Here is a 17,736-nt window from a genome sequence, read left to right as displayed (position 1 = left end):
CCGGCACGACACGTCATTCGGACTTCGCCATGCTGCATTACGCCGTCATCTTCTTCGTCATCGCCATCATCGCCGCGGTGCTGGGTTTCAGCGGTATCGCCGGCGCCGCCGGCAACATCGCCTGGATCCTGTTCGTGGTGTTCCTGATCCTGGCGGTGGTCTCGCTGTTCCGCCGCAAGGCCTGACCGGCCGTTCTTCGTAGGAGCGGCACCAGTCGCGACGGGGCGTTATCGGGAAGGCCCGGTCGCGACTGATGGCCCGAGGCCACCCGGCGTCGCTCCTGCAGGGGCGCTGCGGGGGTTACGGCGTCAGCGAACTGCGCAGCGCGCGGTCGGCCTGGTGCCGTTCCAGCGCCAGTTCGACCAGCCGCGTGATCAGCGCGGTATAGCCCACGCCGCTGGCTTCCCACAGCTTGGGATACATGCTGATGCGGGTGAAGCCGGGCAGGGTGTTGACCTCGTTGATCACCACCTCGCCGGCGGGCGTGAGGAACACGTCCACCCGCGCCAGCCCGGCGCAGTCCAGCGCGCGGTAGGCGCGCACGGCGATCCCGCGGATGCGTTCCTGCGCTTCGGCGGGAATATCGGCCGGCACCACGATGTCGGCGCCGGTCTCGCTGATGTACTTGGTGTCGTACGAATAGAAGTCGTCGTGCACCACCACCTCGCCGCAGACGCTGGCCTCGGGGCGCTCGTTGCCCAGCACCGCGCATTCGATCTCGCGGCCGGCGATGGCTGCCTCGACCAGCACCTTGTGGTCGAACGACAGCGCCAGTGCCAGCGCGTCGCGGAACTCGCGTTCGTCGCGCACCTTGCTCACGCCCACCGACGAGCCCTGGTTGGCCGGCTTCACGAACAGCGGCGAGCCGAGCTCTTCCACCAGCGCCGCATGGTCGGCACCGGCCGCGGTCGCGCGGTTGAAGCAGGCGAACGGCGCCACCGCCAGCCCGGCATCGCGCAGCAGGCGCTTGGCCACGTCCTTGTCCATCGCCACCGCCGAGCCGAGCACGCCCGAGCCCACGAACGGCAGGTTGGCCATGCGCAGCAGGCCCTGCAGCGAGCCGTCCTCGCCCAGCGTGCCGTGCACGATCGGGAACACCACGTCGATCTGCTGCAGCGCCTGGGCCGGCTGCACCGGTACCAACTGCTGCCGGTCCTTGCCCGGCAGCACCGCGATCCCGTTGCCGGAACGGTTCAGCGCGATCCGCGCCGGATCGTCGGCGTTGAGCAGGAACGCCGCGGGATCGCTGAGGTGCCATTGGCCCTGCTTGTCGATGCCGATCAGGGCCACGTCGAAACGCTGCTTGTCCAGCGCATCGACGATGTTCTTCGCCGATTGCAACGAGACCTCGTGTTCGGCCGAACGACCGCCGAAGATGATGCCTACCCGGGTCTTGCGCATCCGCAACCGCTCCAAAGCAAAGGGGGCGATAGCATGCGCTCTGGCAGCGCCGCGGGGAAAGGGCATCGGCCCCCGCCCTTGTAGGAGCGACGTCAGTCGCGACCAGGCTTTACCGGGCAAGCCCGGTCGCGACTGACGTCGCTCCTACAGGAACCCCGGGGCCGGCTGCCGGTAGAATGCGCGCATGCCTGCATCCCCCTTCAACGCCCTCAAGCCGCTGGCCGGTCGCGCCCTGGAAGTGGCGCTCAACCGTGCGCTGGCACTGGACCCGGACACCCGCGACGCGCTGCGGCCGCTGGACGGCCAGCGCATCGCGCTGACCCTGGAGTCGCCCGCGCTGGCGATGCAGATCGGGGTCAGCGGGCAGCGGCTGACCGTGGGCCCGGTGGACCATGCCAGCGAGCCGGACCTGGCGGTGCGCAGCACCCTGGGCGGGGTACTGGCGCAGTTGCCGTTCATGGCCAACGCGCGCCGCAACGCCGGCGCCCCGGGCGGGCGCATGAAGGTGTCCGGCGACGCCGAACTGGCGCGCCGCCTGCAGCAGCTCGCCAGCCGCTTCGATCCGGACTGGCAGCAGCCGTTCGTGGCCGTGTTCGGCGAGGTGCTGGGGGTGCAGGTCGCGCAGACCCTGCGCACGGCGCTGTCCCAGGCCCGGCGCAGCGCGGTGGACCTGGCCCAGACCGCCGCCGAGTACGTCACCGAGGAGTCGCGCGACGTGGTGCCGCGCGCCGAACTGGACGCCTTCCACGACGACGTCGACGTGCTGCGCGACGACGTCGAGCGCGTCGCCGCGCGCATCCAGCGCCTGCGCCAGCGCGAGGTGCGGGCATGAAGGCGCTGCTGCGTGCCAGCCGCATCGGCCGCGTGATCCTGCGCTACCGCCTGGACGACCTGCTCGACGACACCCCGGCCGGACGCTGGCTGCGGCTGGCCAGGCCGTTCGTGCCGCGCGCCTCGGCCGACATCGCCGCGCAGTCGCGCGGCGCGCGGCTGCGGCTGGCGCTGCAGGACCTGGGGCCGATCTTCGTCAAGTTCGGGCAGATCCTGTCCACCCGCCGCGACCTGATCCCGCCGGATGTGGCCGCCGAGCTGACCCTGCTGCAGGACCGGGTCAAGCCGTTCGACGGCGACAGCGCCCGGCGCATCGTCGAGCAGGCGCTGGGGCGTCCGGTCGGCGAGGCCTTCGCCCGCTTCGACACCGAGCCGCTGGCCTCGGCCTCGATCGCCCAGGTGCACGCCGCGACCCTGGACGACGGCCGCGAGGTGGTGGTCAAGGTGCTGCGCCCGGACATCGAGCGGCAGATCGCCGCCGACATCGCCCTGCTGCAGTCGCTGGCCGCGCTGGTCGAGCGCACCCATCCGCGCGCCGACAAGATCCGCCCGCGCGAGGTGGTGGCCGAGGTCGAGAACACCCTGGCCGCCGAGCTGGACCTGCAGCGCGAGGGCGCCAACGCCAGCGTGCTGCGCCGTTTCTGGCTGGACTCCGACGACCTGTACGTGCCGGAGGTGATCTGGAGCCACACCGCCGAGCGCGCGCTGACCCTGGAGCGGGTGTGGGGCATTCCCTCGGACGACATCGCCGCGCTCGACGCCGCCGGCATCGACCGCCCGGCGCTGGCGGCCAAGGGCGTGCGCGTGTTCTACACCCAGGTGTTCCGCGACAACTTCTTCCACGCCGACGCCCACGCCGGCAACATCTGGGTCGATACCGACCCGGCCCGGCGCGACAACCCGCGCTTCATCGCGTTGGACTTCGGCATCATGGGCCAGCTCTCGCAGGAGGACCAGTACTACCTCGCCGAGAACTTCATGGCCATCTTCAACAAGGACTACCGGCGCATGGCCGAGCTGCACGTGGAGGCCGGCTGGATGCCGTCCAACGTGCGCATCGACGAGCTGGAGGCGGCCGCGCGCTCGGTGTGCGAGCCGTACTTCACCCGGCCGCTGTCGCAGATATCGCTGGCCGAAGTGCTGATGAAGCTGTTCCGGGTCGCCCAGCGCTACCAGCTGACCCTGCAGCCGCAGCTGATCCTGCTGCAGAAGACCCTGCTCAACATCGAGGGCGTGGGCCGCCAGCTCGATCCGCAGATCGACATCTGGGCGGTGGCGCGGCCGGTGCTCGAACGCATCCTGCGCGAGCGCTACAGCCCGCGCCGCGCGCTGAAGGAACTGCGCAAGCGGCTGCCGGAGATCATGACCCACGCCCCGGACATGCCGGCACTGGTGCACCAGTGGCTGCAGCAGCAGGTGGAAGGGCGGCAGCAGCTGTCGATGCGTTCGCAGGACCTGGCCGAGCTCAACGCCACCCTGCAGCGGATGCAGCGGCGCGTGGTCACCGCCATCGGCGGCGCCGGCCTGGTGGTGGTGGCCGCGGTGCTGTACGGCTTGCAGGCCGGCGGCCCGCAACTGGCCTCGGTGCCGCTGTGGTCGTGGCTGACCGGGCTGGTGGGCGCCGCTGCGCTGGCCTCGGCCTGGCTGCGGCGTTGAGGCCGGGCTGCGGCCTCCCACGATTCCCCTTATTCCCCTGCAGGAGCGACGTCAGTCGCGACGAGGCTTTCATCGGAAGGCCCGGTCGCGACTGACGTCGCTCCTACGGGGGGTGGGAGGCGCTTAAAGAGTTCTTAAAAGCGGCGGCGCACGCTGGCGCTCCCTGGGCGGATGCCGCCCGCCGCGGAGAACACCCCCATGCGCCTGCCCAGTCCCGTCAATGCCGCCGCACGCGCGCGGCAGCTTCCGGAGCACGCGGCATGATCGCGCTGGCCCCGCCGCCGCGCCCGGTCGCCGCACCGCTGCCGCTGGCGCCGACGCTGCGCCGCGCGTTCCACGGCGATGCGCAACGGTTGTGGTCGCTGTGCCGGGAGGCCGCCGGCGGCTCGGGCATGTGCGTGCCGCCGGAGCCGCCGCTGCCGTTGCGCGAAGCGCTGTTCGAGACCCCGTGCCGCGGCTGGGCATGGCTGGCCGAGATCGGCGGCGAGACGGTCGGCACGGTCGTGGCCAGCGTCGGCCTGGCGCTGCCGCAGGGCGGCTACTGCCTGGCGATCGACGCGCTGTACGTGCGCCCCGGCTGGCGCGGGCGCGGCATCGGCTCGCGCCTGCAGGCGCACGCGCTGGCGATGGCGGCCGAGCTGGGCTGCCGGCAGCTGCGCCTGGCCGACGGCGCGCGGCTGTCCACGGACCTGTCGGCGCCCGGCGGCGGGGTGGCCGGGTGAAGCGCCGTCGCCGTCTTCTGGTGGTCCTGCTGACCTTCTTCCTGGTTGGAATCTCCTGCATGTTCCTCGCTTCCGGTCGTACCCCCGAATACCCCGCCTCGCCGCAGTACCACGACGGCGGTTTCCGCAATCCCATCGCGCCGAAGGTGCCGCAGGGCCGCGAAACGATCACGCTGTGGTGGAAGTTCATGACCGGCAAACGCCCGTCCACGCGTCCGTCCGCACCGCCGCCGGTGCAGCCGCTGACCGCGCGGATGCTGGCGGAGGCGCCGGACAACCGGATCTACCGGCTCGGCCACTCCACCGTGCTGGTCAAGCTCGATGGCGGCTGGTGGCTGACCGATCCGGTGTTCTCCAAGCGCGCCTCGCCGCTTTCCTGGGCCGGGCCGAGCCGCTTCCAGGCGCCGCCGATCGCGCTGGAGCAGTTGCCGCCGCTGCGCGGGGTGATCCTCTCGCACGACCACTACGACCATCTCGACAAGGCCACGATCCGCGCGCTGGCCGCGCGTACCGGCTGGTTCGTGGCGCCGCTGGGCGTCGGCGACCTGCTGGTGCGCTGGGGCGTGGACCCCGACAAGGTGGTGCAGCTGGACTGGTGGCAATCGGTGCGGATCGGCGCGGTGGACCTGACCGCGGCGCCGGCGCAGCACTTTTCCGGGCGCGGCCTGTTCGGGCGCAATTCCACGCTGTGGGCGTCGTGGGCGATCCACGCGCCGGGTTTGAGCCTGTTCTTCAGCGGCGACAGCGGCTATTCCCCCGGCTTCGCCGAGATCGGCGAGCGGCTCGGGCCGTTCGACCTGACCCTGATCGAGTGCGGCGCCTACGATCCGCTCTGGGAAGGCGTGCACATGCTGCCGGAGCAGACCGTGCAGGCGCACCTGGACGTCGGCGGGCGCTGGCTGCTGCCGATCCACAACGGCACCTTCGACCTGGCCTTCCACGACTGGGACGAACCGATGGAACGGGTGCTGGCGGCGGCGCAGGCGCGTGGCGTGGCGATCTCCACGCCGCTGCTCGGGCAGGCGGTGGATGCGTCGCAACCGCCGCCGGTCGAGCGCTGGTGGCGGTTGCCGGCGGCGGCCGACAAGCCGCCGTCGCGCGCGGTCAGCGCGGCAGGTCCAGCAGGGGAAATGCCACGCTGATGCCCAGGCCGCGGCCGCCGATGCCGTCGCCGACCCGCAGCGTGGCGCGGTGGCGGCCGGCGATGCGCGCCACCAGCGACAGGCCGATGCCGCTGCCGCGCTCGCCGTTGCCGTTGCTGCCGCGGAAGAAGCGCTCGAAGATCCGTTCGCGTTCGGCCTCGACCACGCCGGGGCCGTTGTCGCGCACGCACAGCAGCGCGTGGCCGCCGGCGACGGCGTGGCAGTCGATCTCGATGCGGGCGCCGTCGCCGGCATGGCGCACGGCGTTGTCGACCAGGTTGCGCACCAGGATGCCGAGGTCGTCCAGGTTGCCGCATACCGGCGTCTCGCTGGCGGTCACTGCCAGGGTCTGGCGCCGGCGCGAGGCCATGCCCTCGAATTCGCGGGCGACCATCGTCGCCACTTCGGCCAGTTCCACCGGCGTCTCGTCGCGGCTGCGCTGCGAGGCTTCCAGCCGCGCCGAATCGAGCAGCTGCTGGGCCAGCCGCGAGGTGCGCTCGATGCCGCCGGCCAGCCGCTGCAGCGCCCGTTGCGCATCGGCGCCGGCGTCGGCGCGCAGCGCCAGTTCGGCCTGGGTCAGCAGCGCCGCCAGCGGGGTGCGGATCTCGTGCGCGGCGTCGGCCAGGAACTGGCGCTCGGCCTGCATCGCCTCGCCCAGGCGGGCGAGCAGGGCGTTGAAGGACTCGACCAGCGGCAGGATCTCGCGGGTGATGCCGACGGTGGGCAGCGGGGTCAGGTCGAGCGGCTCGCGCCGGCCCATGTCGCCGCGCAGGCGGTCGATCGGGCGCAGGCTCCAGTGCACCGCCAGCCAGATCGCCCCGGCCAGCGCCAGCAGCGCGCCGAGCGCGTAGACCAGGCCGGCCTTGACCCAGTAGCCCAGCTCGGCCTGCATCTGCGACTGCGCCAGCCCGGCCTGCACCTGTACCCGGCCTTCGGCGTCGCTGACCGCGTAGACGCGCCACTGCTCGTCGGCGCTGCGGCTGTGGCCGAAGCCGGGCTGGAAGTCCGGCTTCAGCGCCGCCGCCGGCGCCCGCTGCGAGGCGACCACGCGCTCGCGGCTGGCCAGGCTCCACACCTGGAACTGGAGCTTGTCGAACTTGTGCAGCGCCGCGGCCGGCCGGTCCGCCGGCAGCTGCAGATGGCCGGAGCTGGCGACGCCGGCGATGTCGCGCGGCATCGACAGCAGGATCTGCTCGGCGACCTCGCGCAGCATCAGGTCGCCGTGCCGGCTCTGCTGGCGCGACAGCTGCAGGTGCTCGCAGACCAGCCAGGTCAGCCAGCCGAGCAGCAGGATCGCCATGATGGTCTTGAGCAGCTTGAGCTTGAGCGAGTGGTTGCGCATGTCAGCCGATCCGGTAGCCGATGCCGTGCACGGTGACAATGAACTCCTCGCCGAGCTTGCGCCGCAGCTGGTGCACGTACACCGCGATGGTATTGCTCTCGATGGTGCCGTCGCCGCCGTATACCAGGGTTTCGAGTGTCTCGCGCGGGACCACGCGGCCGCGCCGCTCCATCAGCGCCAGCAGGGTGCGGTACTCGTTGGTGCCGAGCCGGACCGGCTCGCCGTCGCGGCTGACCGTGCGCGAGCCCGGGTCCACCAGGACGTTGCGCCAGGCCAGCTGCGGCGTCACCCGGCCCTGCGCGCGGCGCACCAGCGCGCGCAGCCGCGCGCACAGCTCGTCGCTCTGGAACGGCTTGACCAGATAGTCGTCGGCGCCGGCATCCAGGCCGCTGACGCGGTCGCTGAGGCGGTCGCGCGCGGTGACGATCAGCACCGGGGTGGCGTCGTAGCGCTGGCGCAGGCCGCGCAGCACGTCCAGCCCGGAGCCGTGCGGCAGCCCCAGGTCCAGCAGCACCGCGGCGTAGCCGTGTTCGACCAGCGCCAGGCGCGCGGCCGCCGCATCCCCGGCGCGGTCCACCTGCCAGCCATCGCGGGCCAGCGCGTCGGCGACCGCGTCGCCGAGCATGAGGTCGTCTTCGACGAGCAGGACCTGGGACAAGGCAGGGTTTCCGGAAGATGCAGCCGGCGATGGTAGGCCGCGGGCTTTAAGAAGTTCTTAATCGCACCGGCACGGCTGTCGCCGCCGCCGGCCAGCACCGATAATGCCGCGGTGAGCGAATCCCCCGAACTGCTGCAGATCCTGTACCTCGATCAATCCCTGGCCGTGGTCGACAAGCCGGCCGGACTGATGGTCCACGACAGCAAGCTGGCCCGTGGCGAGGACGACTTCCTGGCCGACCGCCTGCGCGAGCAGCTGGGCCGTCCGATCTTCCTGGTGCACCGGCTCGACCGCGCCACCAGCGGCTGCCTGCTGCTGGCGTTCGACCGCGAGTCGGCCAGCAGCCTGGGCAAGGCGCTGATGGGCGGCGCGGTGGAAAAGGATTACCTGGCGGTGTGTCGCGGCTGGCCGGCCGAGGAAGCGTTCACGGTCGACCACGACCTGGACGGCGGCCCCGGCAAGCCGCTCAAGAAGCCGGCGGTCACGCACTTCCAGCGGCTGCTCACCGGCGAGTTGCCGGTGCCGTCCAACGGCTTTGCGACCTCGCGCTACGCGCTGCTGCGCTGCCAGCCGCAGACCGGGCGCTTCCGCCAGATCCGCCGCCACCTCAAGCACGTGTTCCACCACCTGATCGGCGACACCAGCCACGGCGACGGCCGCCACAACCGCAGCTTCCGCATGCAGGGCGTGCACCGCATGCTGCTGCACGCCGAGCGCCTGCGTTTCCCGCATCCGCACAGCGGACAGATCATCGACGTGGCCGCACCGCTGGACGTGCAGTTCCGCAAGGCCTGCGCTCTGTTCGGCTGGGAGCCGGCATCGCTGTAGGAGCGACGCAAGCCGCGGTGGGCGCCCCTGCCGGCGCTCCATCGCCCGACCCAGCCACCCCGCGAAGCGGCGTCGGCCCGATGGATTGTCGGGCGTTATCCGATGCGGCCCGCGGGCGAAGGCTGACGGCAGCGCGAGCGATGGCCCGAAGAGCGAGGCTCATGCGCGTGAATCCGTGCCCGGATCGCGTCGGATAGGCCGGTGGCGCCCGGTGCATGAACCGAGCCGACCCACGAAGCGGGCCCGGCTTGAACGCATCGCTAGGGCCGGCCAGCGGCTGCCGCAATCGACGGGCCCTTGAGTTCAATCACATTGCCATCGGGATCGGAAAAATAGAGCGACGGGCCTTCGCCCTCTGCGCCAAAGCGGATCCCGGCGTCGCCCAGCGGCGCAAGGCCGCTGTCGTTGAGATGCGCAACGAGGTCGGACTCGTTGAAGGGGTCGATGCGCAGGCACAGGTGATCTACGTTCCTCGCTTCCCTGCCGGGGGCCGCGCCGCCAGGCGCCCCCAGCTTTCCGTCCACGCTTACGAGATCGATCATCGAAGCGCCGGCCCGCAGATGGACGAGCCCCAGGTGCTCGCGCTGCCGGACAACCTCGCATCCGAGGACAGTGCGATAGAACTCGACGCTTCTGTCCAGGTCGCCGACCCGAAGGACGATATGGTCGATGTGCTGTATGGAAAAAGGCTGTGTCATTGGGGACTCCGCAGGTCTTCCGCCGGCCCTGACGCCTGAATCAAGCCGTGCCGCGAGGTGGTGGCGGCTTGAATGAATTGTTGGGGCTCAGCCAGCTTTGGGAGCCAGTTGGACCGATATGGATCTACTCCCGACTCGGCAAGCCGTTGCTGAAGAGCCGCAAGCACCATAGATACGCCTTCCTGGCCTGATTCCATCAAGGTCAGATCAGCTGTGGAAATCTCGTCCTCCCGCCAGGCGACTTGGTGGGCACCAGCGTCATGACGCACAAAGTAGTGGCCGGATCGCTCAACGATCTCAAAGGCTTGCTCGTCTAACACGCCGAAAATGATCTTTTCCATGAGGCCCAACACGGCTTACGTCGCTCCCAAGAGAAACACCACCGGGCAGCCCCGGTTCCGGCGGGCCTTGCCGGCCCGCGCCCTCAAGGCTATTCCTGCGCCGGCTCGTTGAGGATCTGCTCCAGGTCCTTCTGCAGGTCGACCAGCAGCGGCTGCATCTTCTGCTGGATCGCCACCATCAGGTTCTGCATCAGCAGCGGGGTCTTGTCGAGCAGGCTCTGACCGGCCGGGCTCTCGTAGAACTCGGCCATCGCCAGCACGTCCTCCTTGGAGAACGACTGCTTGTACAGCTCCACGTACATCGGCCGCATCTGCGACCAGGCCAGCGCCTGGCGCAGGGTCTGGTTGGTGCGCTGCTCGATCCGCTGCACCTGCGCCAGCTGTCCGGGGCTGAGCTGCTGCTGCTGGGTGAGTTCGGCGAACTGCTGCCGCTGCATCGCTTCCATCTGCGGCAGCATGCTGTCGAGCATGGTCTGCGCGCGCGAGGCGGCGAGCAGGCGGTTGATGTCGCCGTCGCTGGGCGGTACGGCCAGGGCCGGCGTGGCGGCGGCCAGCGCCAGGCCCAGCGACAGCAGCAGTCGCGGCAGGCGGCGGTGGCCGATGATGCGGTCAAGGTTCATGGAGGCGTCCTGCTTGCATGGTGAAAGCGGAGCATACCCGGCAACGCGGCGGTGGCGACGATTACAATGCCGGCCATGGGGAGCGGCCCGATCGAAATCACGGACCAGCTGGCGATACCGGAAACGGAGATCGTCGAGCGTTTCGTGCGCGCCAGCGGCGCCGGTGGGCAGAACGTGAACAAGGTCTCGACCGCGGTGGAGCTGCGTTTCGACGTGGCCGGCTCGCCCTCGCTGCCCGAGCCGCTGCGCGCGCGCCTGCTGGCCCGCCGCGACCGGCGCATGACCGGCGAGGGCGTGCTGGTGATCGATGCCCAGCGTTTCCGCACCCAGGACCGCAACCGCGAGGACGCGCGCGCGCGGCTGGCCGGGTTCATCCGCGCCGGGCTGGAAGTGCCCAAGCCGCGCGTGGCCACCAAGCCGACCTACGGGTCGAAACTGCGTCGTCTGGACGCCAAGCGCGAACGCTCGCAGGTCAAGCGCGGGCGCACGCAACGCAACTGGGAGTGACCGCTTGAACGACCCGACGCCGTTGCTGCCGGCCATCCCGCCGAACATGCCGCAGGTCAAACCCAACGCCTTCACCCGCTGGCTCGGACGTACCGTGCTGCGGCTGGGGGGCTGGCGCGTGGTCGGCACGATTCCCGACCTCCCGCGGCTGGTGCTGATCGCCGCGCCGCATTCGTCCAACTGGGACGGGTACTGGGGCATGGCCGCCAAGATCGCGCTCGGGCTGGAGGTGCGGGTACTGGGCAAGGCGCAGCTGTTCTGGTGGCCGCTGGGCCCGCTGCTGCGCCGGCTGGGGGTGGTGCCGCTGGACCGCAGCTCGCCGCAGGGCACGGTGGACCAGGCGGTGGCGCTGATCCGCAATTCCGAGCGGATGTGGTACGCGCTGACCCCGGAGGGCACCCGCAAGGCGGTCAAGGAATGGAAGGCCGGTTTCCTGAAGATCGCGCGGCTGGCCGACGTGCCGATCCTGGCGGCCTATTTCCACTACCCCGAGAAGATCATCGGCGTCGGCCCGCTGTTCCACCCCAGCGGCGACGATGCCGCCGACATGGCCGCCATCCGCCAGTGGTACCGGCCCTGGCAGGGCAAGACCCGCGGCACTTTCTGAGGAGCTGTTCCCCGGTTCCGCCAGTGCAGTGACGGTCGCAGGCGGGCTTCCGGGAGCGGCTGGACGCCGCCAGCCGCACAGCCACACGCCACGTCCGGCACATGCCGGCCCGCGGGTTTGGGAGTAGCGTGGAGGGCTGCCGCAATCCGCCGCAAGGAGCCTGTTTCATGTCGCGTACCGTCGTTCTGGCCGCCGCCATCAGCCTGGCGCTGGCCGCCTGTTCCGGCAAGGAGTCCACCCCCGTGTCCGAGTCCCAGACCGCCCCGGCATCGCAGCCGGCCGATGCTTCCGCCAATCCGCTGCTGAGTGCCAGCACGCTGCCGTTCCAGGCGCCGCCGTTCGACAGGATCAAGGACAGCGATTACCTGCCGGCGTTCGAAGAGGGCATGCGCCAGCACCTGGCCGAGGTCCGCGCGATCGCCGGCAGCGCCGAGCCGCCCACCTTCGCCAACACCATCGAGGCGCTGGAACGTTCCGGCCAGACCCTGGGCCGGGTATCGCGCATCTTCTTCGGCCTGGTGCAGGCCGATACCAACGATGCGCGGCAGAAGATCCAGGAAGAAGTGGCGCCGAAGCTGGCCGCGCACGAGGACGAGATCAACCTCGACCCGAAGCTGTTCGCGCGGGTGAAGGACCTCTACGACCGCCGCGACGCGCTGCAGCTGGACCCGGTGCAGAAGCGCCTGGTCGAGCGCTACCACGAAGGTTTCGTGCGCGCCGGCGCGCAGCTGTCCGACGCCGACAAGGATGCCCTGCGCAAGCTCAACGTGGAGGAGACCACGCTGTCCACCGCGTTCCACACCAAACTGGTGGCGGCCAGTGCCGCCGGTGCGGTGGTGGTGGACGACAAGGCGAGGCTGGCCGGGCTGGACGAGGGCGACATCGCCGCCGCGGCCGAGGACGCCAAGGCGCGCAAGCTCGACGGCAAGTACCTGCTGGCGCTGCAGAACACCACCCAGCAGCCGGTGCTGGGCGCGTTGAGCGACCGCGCGCTGCGCGCCGAGGTGCTTGCCGCCTCGCAGACCCGCGCCGAGAAGGGCGACGCCAACGACACCCGCCAGACCGTGCAGCGGCTGGCCCAGCTGCGCGCGCAGAAGGCCCGCCTGCTGGGCTTCGAGAACTATGCCGCCTACAGCCTGGGCGACCAGATGGCGCGCACGCCGGCGGCGGCGCTGAAGCTGCTCACCGACACCGTGCCGGCGGCCACCGCCAAGGCGCGCGGCGAGATCGCGCAGATGCAGAAGGTGATCGACGCGCAGCATTCCGACGCGAAGACGGACGGCTTCCAGCTCGCCGCCTCGGACTGGGACTTCTACGCCGAGCAGGTGCGCAAGGCGCAGTACGACCTGGACGAATCGCAGATCAAGCCGTACTTCGAGCTGGACAACGTGCTCGAGAACGGCGTGTTCTACGCCGCCACCCAGCTGTACGGCATCACCTTCAAGCCGCGCGCCGACATCCCCACCTACCACCCGGACATGAAGGTGTACGAGGTGTTCGACAAGGACGGCAGCCCGCTGGCGCTGTTCTACACCGACTACTTCAAGCGCGACAGCAAGTCCGGCGGCGCGTGGATGGACGTGTTCGTCGAGCAGGACGGCCTGTCCGGCACCCGGCCGGTGGTCTACAACGTCTGCAACTTCACCAAGCCGGCGCCGGGCCAGCCGGCGCTGCTCAGCTTCGACGACGTCACCACCTTGTTCCACGAGTTCGGCCATGCGCTGCACGGCATGTTCTCCGACGTGAAGTACCCGTCGATCGCCGGCACCAGCACCTCGCGCGATTTCGTCGAGTTCCCGTCGCAGTTCAACGAGCACTGGGCGCTGGACCCGAAGGTGTTCGCCAACTACGCCAGGCACCACAAGACCGGCGAGCCGATGCCGCAGGCGCTGGTGGACAAGATCGTCAAGGCGCGCACCTTCAACCAGGGCTACGCCACCACCGAGTACCTGTCGGCCGCGCTGCTGGACCTGGCCTGGCACACCCAGCCGGCCGACGCGCCGCTGCAGGACGTGGACGCGTTCGAGGCCGCCGCGCTGAAGCGGTTCAAGGTCGACCTGCCGCAGGTGCCGCCGCGCTACCGCACCACCTACTTCGACCACATCTGGGGCGGCGGCTACTCGGCCGGCTACTACGCCTACTTCTGGGCCGAGGTGCTGGACCACGACGCCTTCGAGTGGTTCAAGGAGCATGGCGGCCTGACCGCGGAGAACGGCCAGGCATTCCGCGACGGGATCCTCTCGCGCGGCAACAGCGTGGAGCTGGCCGACCTGTACCGCGGGTTCCGCGGCAAGGATCCGAGCGTGGAGCCGCTGCTGAAGAACCGCGGGCTGAAATAGCGGCCGAGCGACCGCATGGAACGCGAAACGGCAGGGGCAACCCTGCCGTTCTTGTCTGCGCGCTGAACGCGCGGGGCGGCAACGACAGATCGTTCCATCTTTACGGTTTTCAAACATTTCCCGTTGCCGATAATGGCGCCCACGCGATGGCCCGCCGTGCCTGCCCATGTGGCAGAGGGGCAATGCCCGGCCATCCGCTCCGTATTCCGCAAGGCGCCGTCGTCCGGCGCGGGTGTCCCGTGAACAAAGACCTCAAGATCCTGCTGGCCCATCTCGGCCGTACCGCGCTGTTCGGGCTGATGGTGTCGCTGCCGGCATTGCTGCTCTACTGCGACATCCACTGGCTCAAGGATGCGGTGGGCGAATGGTCGCTGGTGGAGCTGACCCAGGAGGGCTTCCTGCTGGCCAGCGTGCTGGCGTTCGCGCGGCTGGCGCTGCGCCGCCGCGACGACCACCGTTTCGCCGTGCTCGCCGCCGGCTTCTTCGCCTGCATGTTCATCCGCGAGATGGACGCGGTGCTGGACCTGCTGGTGCATGGCCTGTGGAAGTACCTGGTATTGCCGATCAGCGTCGGCTGCGTGCTGTACGCCGCGCGCGACTGGCGCTCGTCGCTGTCGGGGCTGGTGCGCTTCATGGCGTCGCGGCCGGGCACGGTGATGGTGATCGGGCTGGTGCTGCTGCTGTTCTACTCGCGCCTGATCGGCATGACCTCGCTGTGGAACGGCCTGCTGGCCGACCACTACGTCCGCGTGTTCAAGAACGCGGTCGAGGAAACCACCGAGCTGCTGGGCTACACCTTCATCCTGGCCGCCAGCCTGGGCTATGCCGCCCAGCGCATCCGCGAGCCGGCCCGGTTCGCGCATCCGGCGGCCGTGCCCGGACCCTCCGCGCAGCGTTCGCTCTGAATATTCCGCCGGGCTGCGGCCGCGGCGGAACTTCGACCGCAACAGGGAGTCTGACGGCCACTTCCCGCCGGAGAGACGCCATGAGCCGTGATGCGATGCCCGCGCAACCCCAGCGTGTCCTGGCCTGGCTGCGGAAGGAGCTGGTGCCGCTGCTGGTGGCGCTGGCGTTGCTGATGGCCGCGCGCGATACGCTGGCCAACCACTACCAGGTGCCCAGCGGTTCCATGCAGCCTGCGCTGATGCCGGGCGACCGGGTGGTGGTGGACATGCGCGCCTACGGAGTGCGGCTTCCCTTCACCGGCCGCACGTTGCTGGCGACCGGCCAACCGCAGCGCGGCGACGTGGCGGTATTCGATTCGCCGGCCGACGGCACCCGCCTGATCAAGCGCGTGGTGGCGGTGGCCGGCGACCGGGTGGAACTGCACGACGGCCATCTGCGCCTCAACGGCCGGCCGCTGCAGCTGGCCGCCGCCGAAGAAGCGTCCGGCGGCAAGCGCGTGCGGCTGGAACTCGATGCCGGCGGCGGCCCCGACATCGCCGGGCTCACGATCCCACCGGGCAAGCTGCTGGTGCTGGGCGACCATCGCGGCAACAGCGTGGACGGCCGTTTCTTCGGCCTGGTCGATGCCGACGACCTCTACGGCAAGGCGGTGGCGGTGTACTGGCGCCGCGGCGAGGGGCCGCGCTGGCTCCGGCTGTAGCCCGGCCGCCGCCCATGCGGCGGCCCGTCACGCTTGCAGCGCGGCCTCGCGCCGCAGCCAGCCGATGAGCGTCCGGGTGGCATGGCGCAGGCCGCGGCCCGCCGGCGTCACCAGCCAGTAGGCCCGTTCCAGCACGATCTGGCGCTCGCCGAACGGGCGCACCAGCGTGCCGGCGGCCAGTTCGTCGCCGACCAGCCGGTGCCGCGCCAGTGCGACGCCCATGCCCTGCGCGGCGGCGCGCAGCACCAGGTCGGTCGAGGCCAGCCGCGGCCCGGGCCGCACGTCGAGGTCGGCCGGGCCGAACGCCTGCCGCCACAGCTGCCAGCTGGCGGCCGCATCGCGATCGTGCAGCAGCCGCAGCCGCGCCAGTTCCGCCGGATCGGCCGGACATCCGGCGGCCTCCCAGTAGCCGTGGCTCGCGACCGGATACAGCCGGTCGTCCATCAGCGGCTGCGCATCCATGCCGGGCCAGTCGCCGTCGCCGCTGCGGATGGCCAGGTCGCTGCTGCGAGTGCCCGGATCGTCCACCCGCTGGTCGACCACCACCGAGATCTCCAGCTGCGGATGCGCGCGCTCCAGCGCCGGCAGGCGCGGCAGCAGCCAGCGGGCGGCGAACGACGGCGTGGTCGAGATCGTCACCGCATGCGGCGAGCGCCGCTCGCGCACCGCGTCCACCGCCTGGCCGATGTCCTGCAGCGAGGCCAGCACCACGGCGGCCAGGCGTTCTCCCTGCGGGGTGACGACGATGCCGCGCTGGCCTTCGCCGGGTTCGGTCAGCGGTACGCCCAGCCAGCGCTCCAGCTCGGACAGGTGGCGGCTGACGGCCGAATGGGAGACCGCCAGTTCGCGTGCGGCGGCGCGCACGCCGCCGTGGCGGACGACCAGGGCGAAGGCGCGCAGGGCATTCAGCGGGATCGATTCCATGGTTACAAAATTAGACCGGAAGCCCGGCGCATGTCACCAGCGCCGTCGGCCATCCTGCGCAGGCCGGATGCACGGGCGCCCCCGGCCGCCATCAATCCTTCCGCCGGAGAGCCGATGAATCCGATCTGGGTGAGCGCAGCGCTGATCTTCGTCTCGGTGGCCACGCCGGGGCCGAACAACCTGCTGGTGCTGCGCCAGTCCATGGCCCACGGCATCGTTTCGGTGGCGGCGCCGATCGCCAGCATCGTGCTCGGTGGCGGGTTGCTGCTGGCGGCAGCGCTGGCCGGGATGGGAGCGTTGCTGGAGCGCTGGCCGCGGCTGGGCGGCGCGGTGGTGGCGGCCGGTTGCGGCTACCTGTTCTGGCTCGGGCTGCGGCTCGCGCTGCGGCCGCAGGAAGCGCCGGAAGCGGGCGCCGCCCCGGCCGCCGGGCGGAACGGCATCGGCCTGTTCGCGCTGCAGTTCGCCAACCCCAAGGGCTGGACGCTGGCGATCGCGGTTGCCGGCGCCTGGCGGGCCGCTTCCGCCGGTGGCGCGATGGCGGCGCTGACGCCGCTGCTGCTGTTCGCCGCGCTGTCCGGCGCCTGCCTGCTGGGCTGGGCGCTGCTCGGACGGTTGCTGGCCCGCGCGCTGCAGGCGCCCCGCACGCGGCGATGGTTCGACCGCGGCATGGGCGTGGTACTGATGCTGTCGGCGGCGCTGCTGCCGTTCACCCCCTGATTTCAATCCCGACCGGGACCTTTCGGAGCCTTGCCAATGGATCCAGCCGCTTCCTTTCCGCCTCGCCGAGTGCTGGCCATCGCCGGCAGCCTGCGCCGCGATTCCTTCAACCGCCGCCTGCTGCGGGCCGCCGCGACCCTCGCGCCCGCGGGCATGCAGGTGCAGGTCCACGATGGGCTCGCCGCGCTGCCGATGTTCGACGAGGACATCGAAGGCGCGATGCAGCCCACCGACGCCGTGCCGTCGCTGTGGCGGGAAGTGGCGCAGGCCGACGCGCTGCTGATCGCCACGCCGGAATACAACCAATCGCTGCCGGGCGTGCTGAAAAACGCGATCGACTGGATCTCGCGCTCGCGGCCGTCGGTGCTCGCCGGCAAGCCGGTGGCGGTGGTCGGCGCCACCAGCGGCCGCTGGGGCACGCGGCTGGCGCAGGCCGCGCTGCGGCAGGTGCTGGTGGCCTGCCAGTCGCGCGTCGTTCCCGGCCCGTCGTTGTTCCTGGCCGATGCCGGCGCCGCGTTCGACGGCGAAGGCCGGCTGCTGGACGCGGCGGCGCGCCAGGCGATGCAGCGGTTGCTGGCGGCGCTGGATGCGGAGATCGCGCAGGCGGCCGCCTGCCGGCGTTGATGCGGAGCGCGATGGTGCGCGGATGCCTGGCGTGCGCCGGTCATGCCGCCGCGACCGCCTAGCTGTGATCTCTCAGTAGGTTGTTCATCCGGGGCATCTCTGGAAGATGGAGGTTGCGAAGCCAACCCAGCCCCCAGGAGCCCCGGATGAACCTGCATAAACATGCCCGTCTT

20 protein-coding genes are annotated in these 17,736 nt (G+C 70.7%); 13 read left to right on the top strand and 7 right to left on the bottom strand.

All coding sequences use genetic code 11. The annotated features are described in order from the left end of the window. The first annotated feature begins 29 nt into the window (after positions 1-29). The gene (locus OK345_RS14325) at positions 30-185 is read left to right on the top strand and encodes a DUF1328 domain-containing protein (RefSeq protein WP_265128665.1); all 156 of its coding nucleotides are present in this window, start codon (positions 30-32) and stop codon (positions 183-185) included. 115 nt (positions 186-300) lie between these two features. Here OK345_RS14325 and ddlA read toward each other — a convergent pair whose 3' ends face one another. Beyond that, entirely contained in the window at positions 301-1,401 is a 1,101-nt protein-coding gene (gene ddlA / locus OK345_RS14320; protein ID WP_265128664.1) for a D-alanine--D-alanine ligase, read from the bottom strand. A 184-nt stretch (positions 1,402-1,585) separates the two neighbouring features. Between ddlA and OK345_RS14315 the strand changes: the two genes are divergently transcribed. The 4 genes from OK345_RS14315 to OK345_RS14300 all read left to right on the top strand — a co-directional run bounded on the left by OK345_RS14315 (position 1,586) and on the right by OK345_RS14300 (position 5,752). After that, on the top strand, positions 1,586-2,233 hold the full coding sequence (locus OK345_RS14315) for a ubiquinone biosynthesis accessory factor UbiJ (RefSeq protein ID WP_265128663.1): 648 nt from the start codon (positions 1,586-1,588) through the stop codon (positions 2,231-2,233). Further along, on the top strand, positions 2,230-3,888 hold the full coding sequence (ubiB, locus tag OK345_RS14310) for a ubiquinone biosynthesis regulatory protein kinase UbiB (protein WP_265128662.1): 1,659 nt from the start codon (positions 2,230-2,232) through the stop codon (positions 3,886-3,888). Before OK345_RS14315 ends, ubiB begins: the two co-directional genes overlap by 4 nt. 260 nt (positions 3,889-4,148) lie before the next feature. Beyond that, positions 4,149-4,610, top strand: coding sequence for a GNAT family N-acetyltransferase (locus OK345_RS14305; protein ID WP_265128661.1), 462 nt, complete (start codon positions 4,149-4,151; stop codon positions 4,608-4,610). 59 nt (positions 4,611-4,669) lie between these two features. Then, complete coding sequence (locus OK345_RS14300) at positions 4,670-5,752, top strand: MBL fold metallo-hydrolase (RefSeq protein ID WP_265128660.1); 1,083 nt, start codon at positions 4,670-4,672, stop codon at positions 5,750-5,752. Here OK345_RS14300 and OK345_RS14295 read toward each other — a convergent pair. Together OK345_RS14295 and OK345_RS14290 are read right to left on the bottom strand one after the other, a co-directional pair. Further along, positions 5,715-7,094, bottom strand: coding sequence for an ATP-binding protein (locus OK345_RS14295; protein ID WP_265128659.1), 1,380 nt, complete (start codon positions 7,092-7,094; stop codon positions 5,715-5,717). The two genes, OK345_RS14300 and OK345_RS14295, sit on opposite strands and share 38 nt — an antisense overlap. 1 nt (position 7,095) lies before the next feature. Then, positions 7,096-7,752 carry a response regulator transcription factor gene (locus OK345_RS14290; RefSeq protein WP_265128658.1) on the bottom strand — a complete coding sequence of 219 codons (657 nt, stop codon included), beginning with the start codon at positions 7,750-7,752 and terminating at the stop codon, positions 7,096-7,098. A 60-nt stretch (positions 7,753-7,812) separates the two neighbouring features. Here OK345_RS14290 and OK345_RS14285 point away from each other — a divergent pair, with 60 nt between their 5' ends. Next, on the top strand, positions 7,813-8,580 hold the full coding sequence (locus OK345_RS14285) for a pseudouridine synthase (protein ID WP_306332100.1): 768 nt from the start codon (positions 7,813-7,815) through the stop codon (positions 8,578-8,580). A 260-nt stretch (positions 8,581-8,840) separates the two neighbouring features. On the opposite strand, the gene OK345_RS14280 is transcribed toward OK345_RS14285, so the two are convergent. From OK345_RS14280 to OK345_RS14270, 3 genes are all read right to left on the bottom strand, one after another. Next, positions 8,841-9,278: a VOC family protein gene (locus OK345_RS14280; RefSeq protein ID WP_265128656.1), complete on the bottom strand. Its 438-nt coding sequence runs from the start codon at positions 9,276-9,278 to the stop codon at positions 8,841-8,843. Beyond that, on the bottom strand, positions 9,275-9,619 hold the full coding sequence (locus OK345_RS14275; protein WP_265128655.1) for a hypothetical protein: 345 nt from the start codon (positions 9,617-9,619) through the stop codon (positions 9,275-9,277). Before OK345_RS14275 ends, OK345_RS14280 begins: the two co-directional genes overlap by 4 nt. 89 nt (positions 9,620-9,708) lie before the next feature. Further along, positions 9,709-10,239 carry a DUF2059 domain-containing protein gene (locus OK345_RS14270; protein WP_265128654.1) on the bottom strand — a complete coding sequence of 177 codons (531 nt, stop codon included), beginning with the start codon at positions 10,237-10,239 and terminating at the stop codon, positions 9,709-9,711. 75 nt (positions 10,240-10,314) lie between these two features. Here OK345_RS14270 and arfB point away from each other — a divergent pair, with 75 nt between their 5' ends. From arfB to lepB, 5 genes are all read left to right on the top strand, one after another. After that, the gene (gene arfB, locus OK345_RS14265; RefSeq protein ID WP_265128653.1) at positions 10,315-10,746 is read left to right on the top strand and encodes an alternative ribosome rescue aminoacyl-tRNA hydrolase ArfB; all 432 of its coding nucleotides are present in this window, start codon (positions 10,315-10,317) and stop codon (positions 10,744-10,746) included. 4 nt (positions 10,747-10,750) lie between these two features. Continuing rightward, on the top strand, positions 10,751-11,353 hold the full coding sequence (locus tag OK345_RS14260) for a lysophospholipid acyltransferase family protein (RefSeq protein ID WP_425510975.1): 603 nt from the start codon (positions 10,751-10,753) through the stop codon (positions 11,351-11,353). A gap of 167 nt (positions 11,354-11,520) precedes the next feature. Next, a complete protein-coding gene (dcp, locus tag OK345_RS14255; protein ID WP_265128652.1) occupies positions 11,521-13,692 on the top strand; it encodes a peptidyl-dipeptidase Dcp in 2,172 nt (723 codons plus the stop codon). A 239-nt stretch (positions 13,693-13,931) separates the two neighbouring features. Then, positions 13,932-14,597: a hypothetical protein gene (locus OK345_RS14250; RefSeq protein ID WP_265128651.1), complete on the top strand. Its 666-nt coding sequence runs from the start codon at positions 13,932-13,934 to the stop codon at positions 14,595-14,597. An 80-nt stretch (positions 14,598-14,677) separates the two neighbouring features. Continuing rightward, positions 14,678-15,298, top strand: a complete 621-nt coding sequence (gene lepB / locus OK345_RS14245; protein WP_265128650.1) for a signal peptidase I — start codon at positions 14,678-14,680, stop codon at positions 15,296-15,298. Between the two features lie 27 nt (positions 15,299-15,325). Here the strand turns inward: lepB and OK345_RS14240 are convergent, their stop codons facing one another. Next, positions 15,326-16,222 (bottom strand): LysR substrate-binding domain-containing protein, encoded by an 897-nt coding sequence (locus OK345_RS14240; RefSeq protein ID WP_265128649.1) that lies wholly within the window; start codon positions 16,220-16,222, stop codon positions 15,326-15,328. A 114-nt stretch (positions 16,223-16,336) separates the two neighbouring features. On the opposite strand from OK345_RS14240, the gene OK345_RS14235 reads away from it, so the two are divergent. Both OK345_RS14235 and OK345_RS14230 read left to right on the top strand, forming a co-directional pair. Then, the gene (locus tag OK345_RS14235) at positions 16,337-16,939 is read left to right on the top strand and encodes a LysE family translocator (protein WP_265128648.1); all 603 of its coding nucleotides are present in this window, start codon (positions 16,337-16,339) and stop codon (positions 16,937-16,939) included. 36 nt (positions 16,940-16,975) lie between these two features. Further along, the gene (locus OK345_RS14230) at positions 16,976-17,563 is read left to right on the top strand and encodes an NADPH-dependent FMN reductase (RefSeq protein ID WP_265128647.1); all 588 of its coding nucleotides are present in this window, start codon (positions 16,976-16,978) and stop codon (positions 17,561-17,563) included. The last annotated feature ends 173 nt before the right edge of the window (positions 17,564-17,736 follow it).

The sequence above is a fragment of the Xanthomonas chitinilytica genome (assembly GCF_026107455.2).
In the GTDB taxonomy this organism is placed as follows: Bacteria; Pseudomonadota; Gammaproteobacteria; order Xanthomonadales; family Xanthomonadaceae; genus Stenotrophomonas; species Stenotrophomonas chitinilytica.
This window is presented reverse-complemented; position numbering and strand designations above follow the sequence as displayed.

Coding starts and splice junctions, on each gene's coding strand:
- OK345_RS14325 (WP_265128665.1), top strand. CDS start 30: ATGCTGCATTACGCCGTCATCTTCTTCGTCATCGCCATCATCGCCGCG.
- ddlA (WP_265128664.1), bottom strand. CDS start 1,401: ATGCGCAAGACCCGGGTAGGCATCATCTTCGGCGGTCGTTCGGCCGAA.
- OK345_RS14315 (WP_265128663.1), top strand. CDS start 1,586: ATGCCTGCATCCCCCTTCAACGCCCTCAAGCCGCTGGCCGGTCGCGCC.
- ubiB (WP_265128662.1), top strand. CDS start 2,230: ATGAAGGCGCTGCTGCGTGCCAGCCGCATCGGCCGCGTGATCCTGCGC.
- OK345_RS14305 (WP_265128661.1), top strand. CDS start 4,149: ATGATCGCGCTGGCCCCGCCGCCGCGCCCGGTCGCCGCACCGCTGCCG.
- OK345_RS14300 (WP_265128660.1), top strand. CDS start 4,670: ATGTTCCTCGCTTCCGGTCGTACCCCCGAATACCCCGCCTCGCCGCAG.
- OK345_RS14295 (WP_265128659.1), bottom strand. CDS start 7,094: ATGCGCAACCACTCGCTCAAGCTCAAGCTGCTCAAGACCATCATGGCG.
- OK345_RS14280 (WP_265128656.1), bottom strand. CDS start 9,278: ATGACACAGCCTTTTTCCATACAGCACATCGACCATATCGTCCTTCGG.
- OK345_RS14275 (WP_265128655.1), bottom strand. CDS start 9,619: ATGGAAAAGATCATTTTCGGCGTGTTAGACGAGCAAGCCTTTGAGATC.
- OK345_RS14270 (WP_265128654.1), bottom strand. CDS start 10,239: ATGAACCTTGACCGCATCATCGGCCACCGCCGCCTGCCGCGACTGCTG.
- arfB (WP_265128653.1), top strand. CDS start 10,315: ATGGGGAGCGGCCCGATCGAAATCACGGACCAGCTGGCGATACCGGAA.
- dcp (WP_265128652.1), top strand. CDS start 11,521: ATGTCGCGTACCGTCGTTCTGGCCGCCGCCATCAGCCTGGCGCTGGCC.
- lepB (WP_265128650.1), top strand. CDS start 14,678: ATGAGCCGTGATGCGATGCCCGCGCAACCCCAGCGTGTCCTGGCCTGG.
- OK345_RS14240 (WP_265128649.1), bottom strand. CDS start 16,222: ATGGAATCGATCCCGCTGAATGCCCTGCGCGCCTTCGCCCTGGTCGTC.
- OK345_RS14235 (WP_265128648.1), top strand. CDS start 16,337: ATGAATCCGATCTGGGTGAGCGCAGCGCTGATCTTCGTCTCGGTGGCC.
- OK345_RS14230 (WP_265128647.1), top strand. CDS start 16,976: ATGGATCCAGCCGCTTCCTTTCCGCCTCGCCGAGTGCTGGCCATCGCC.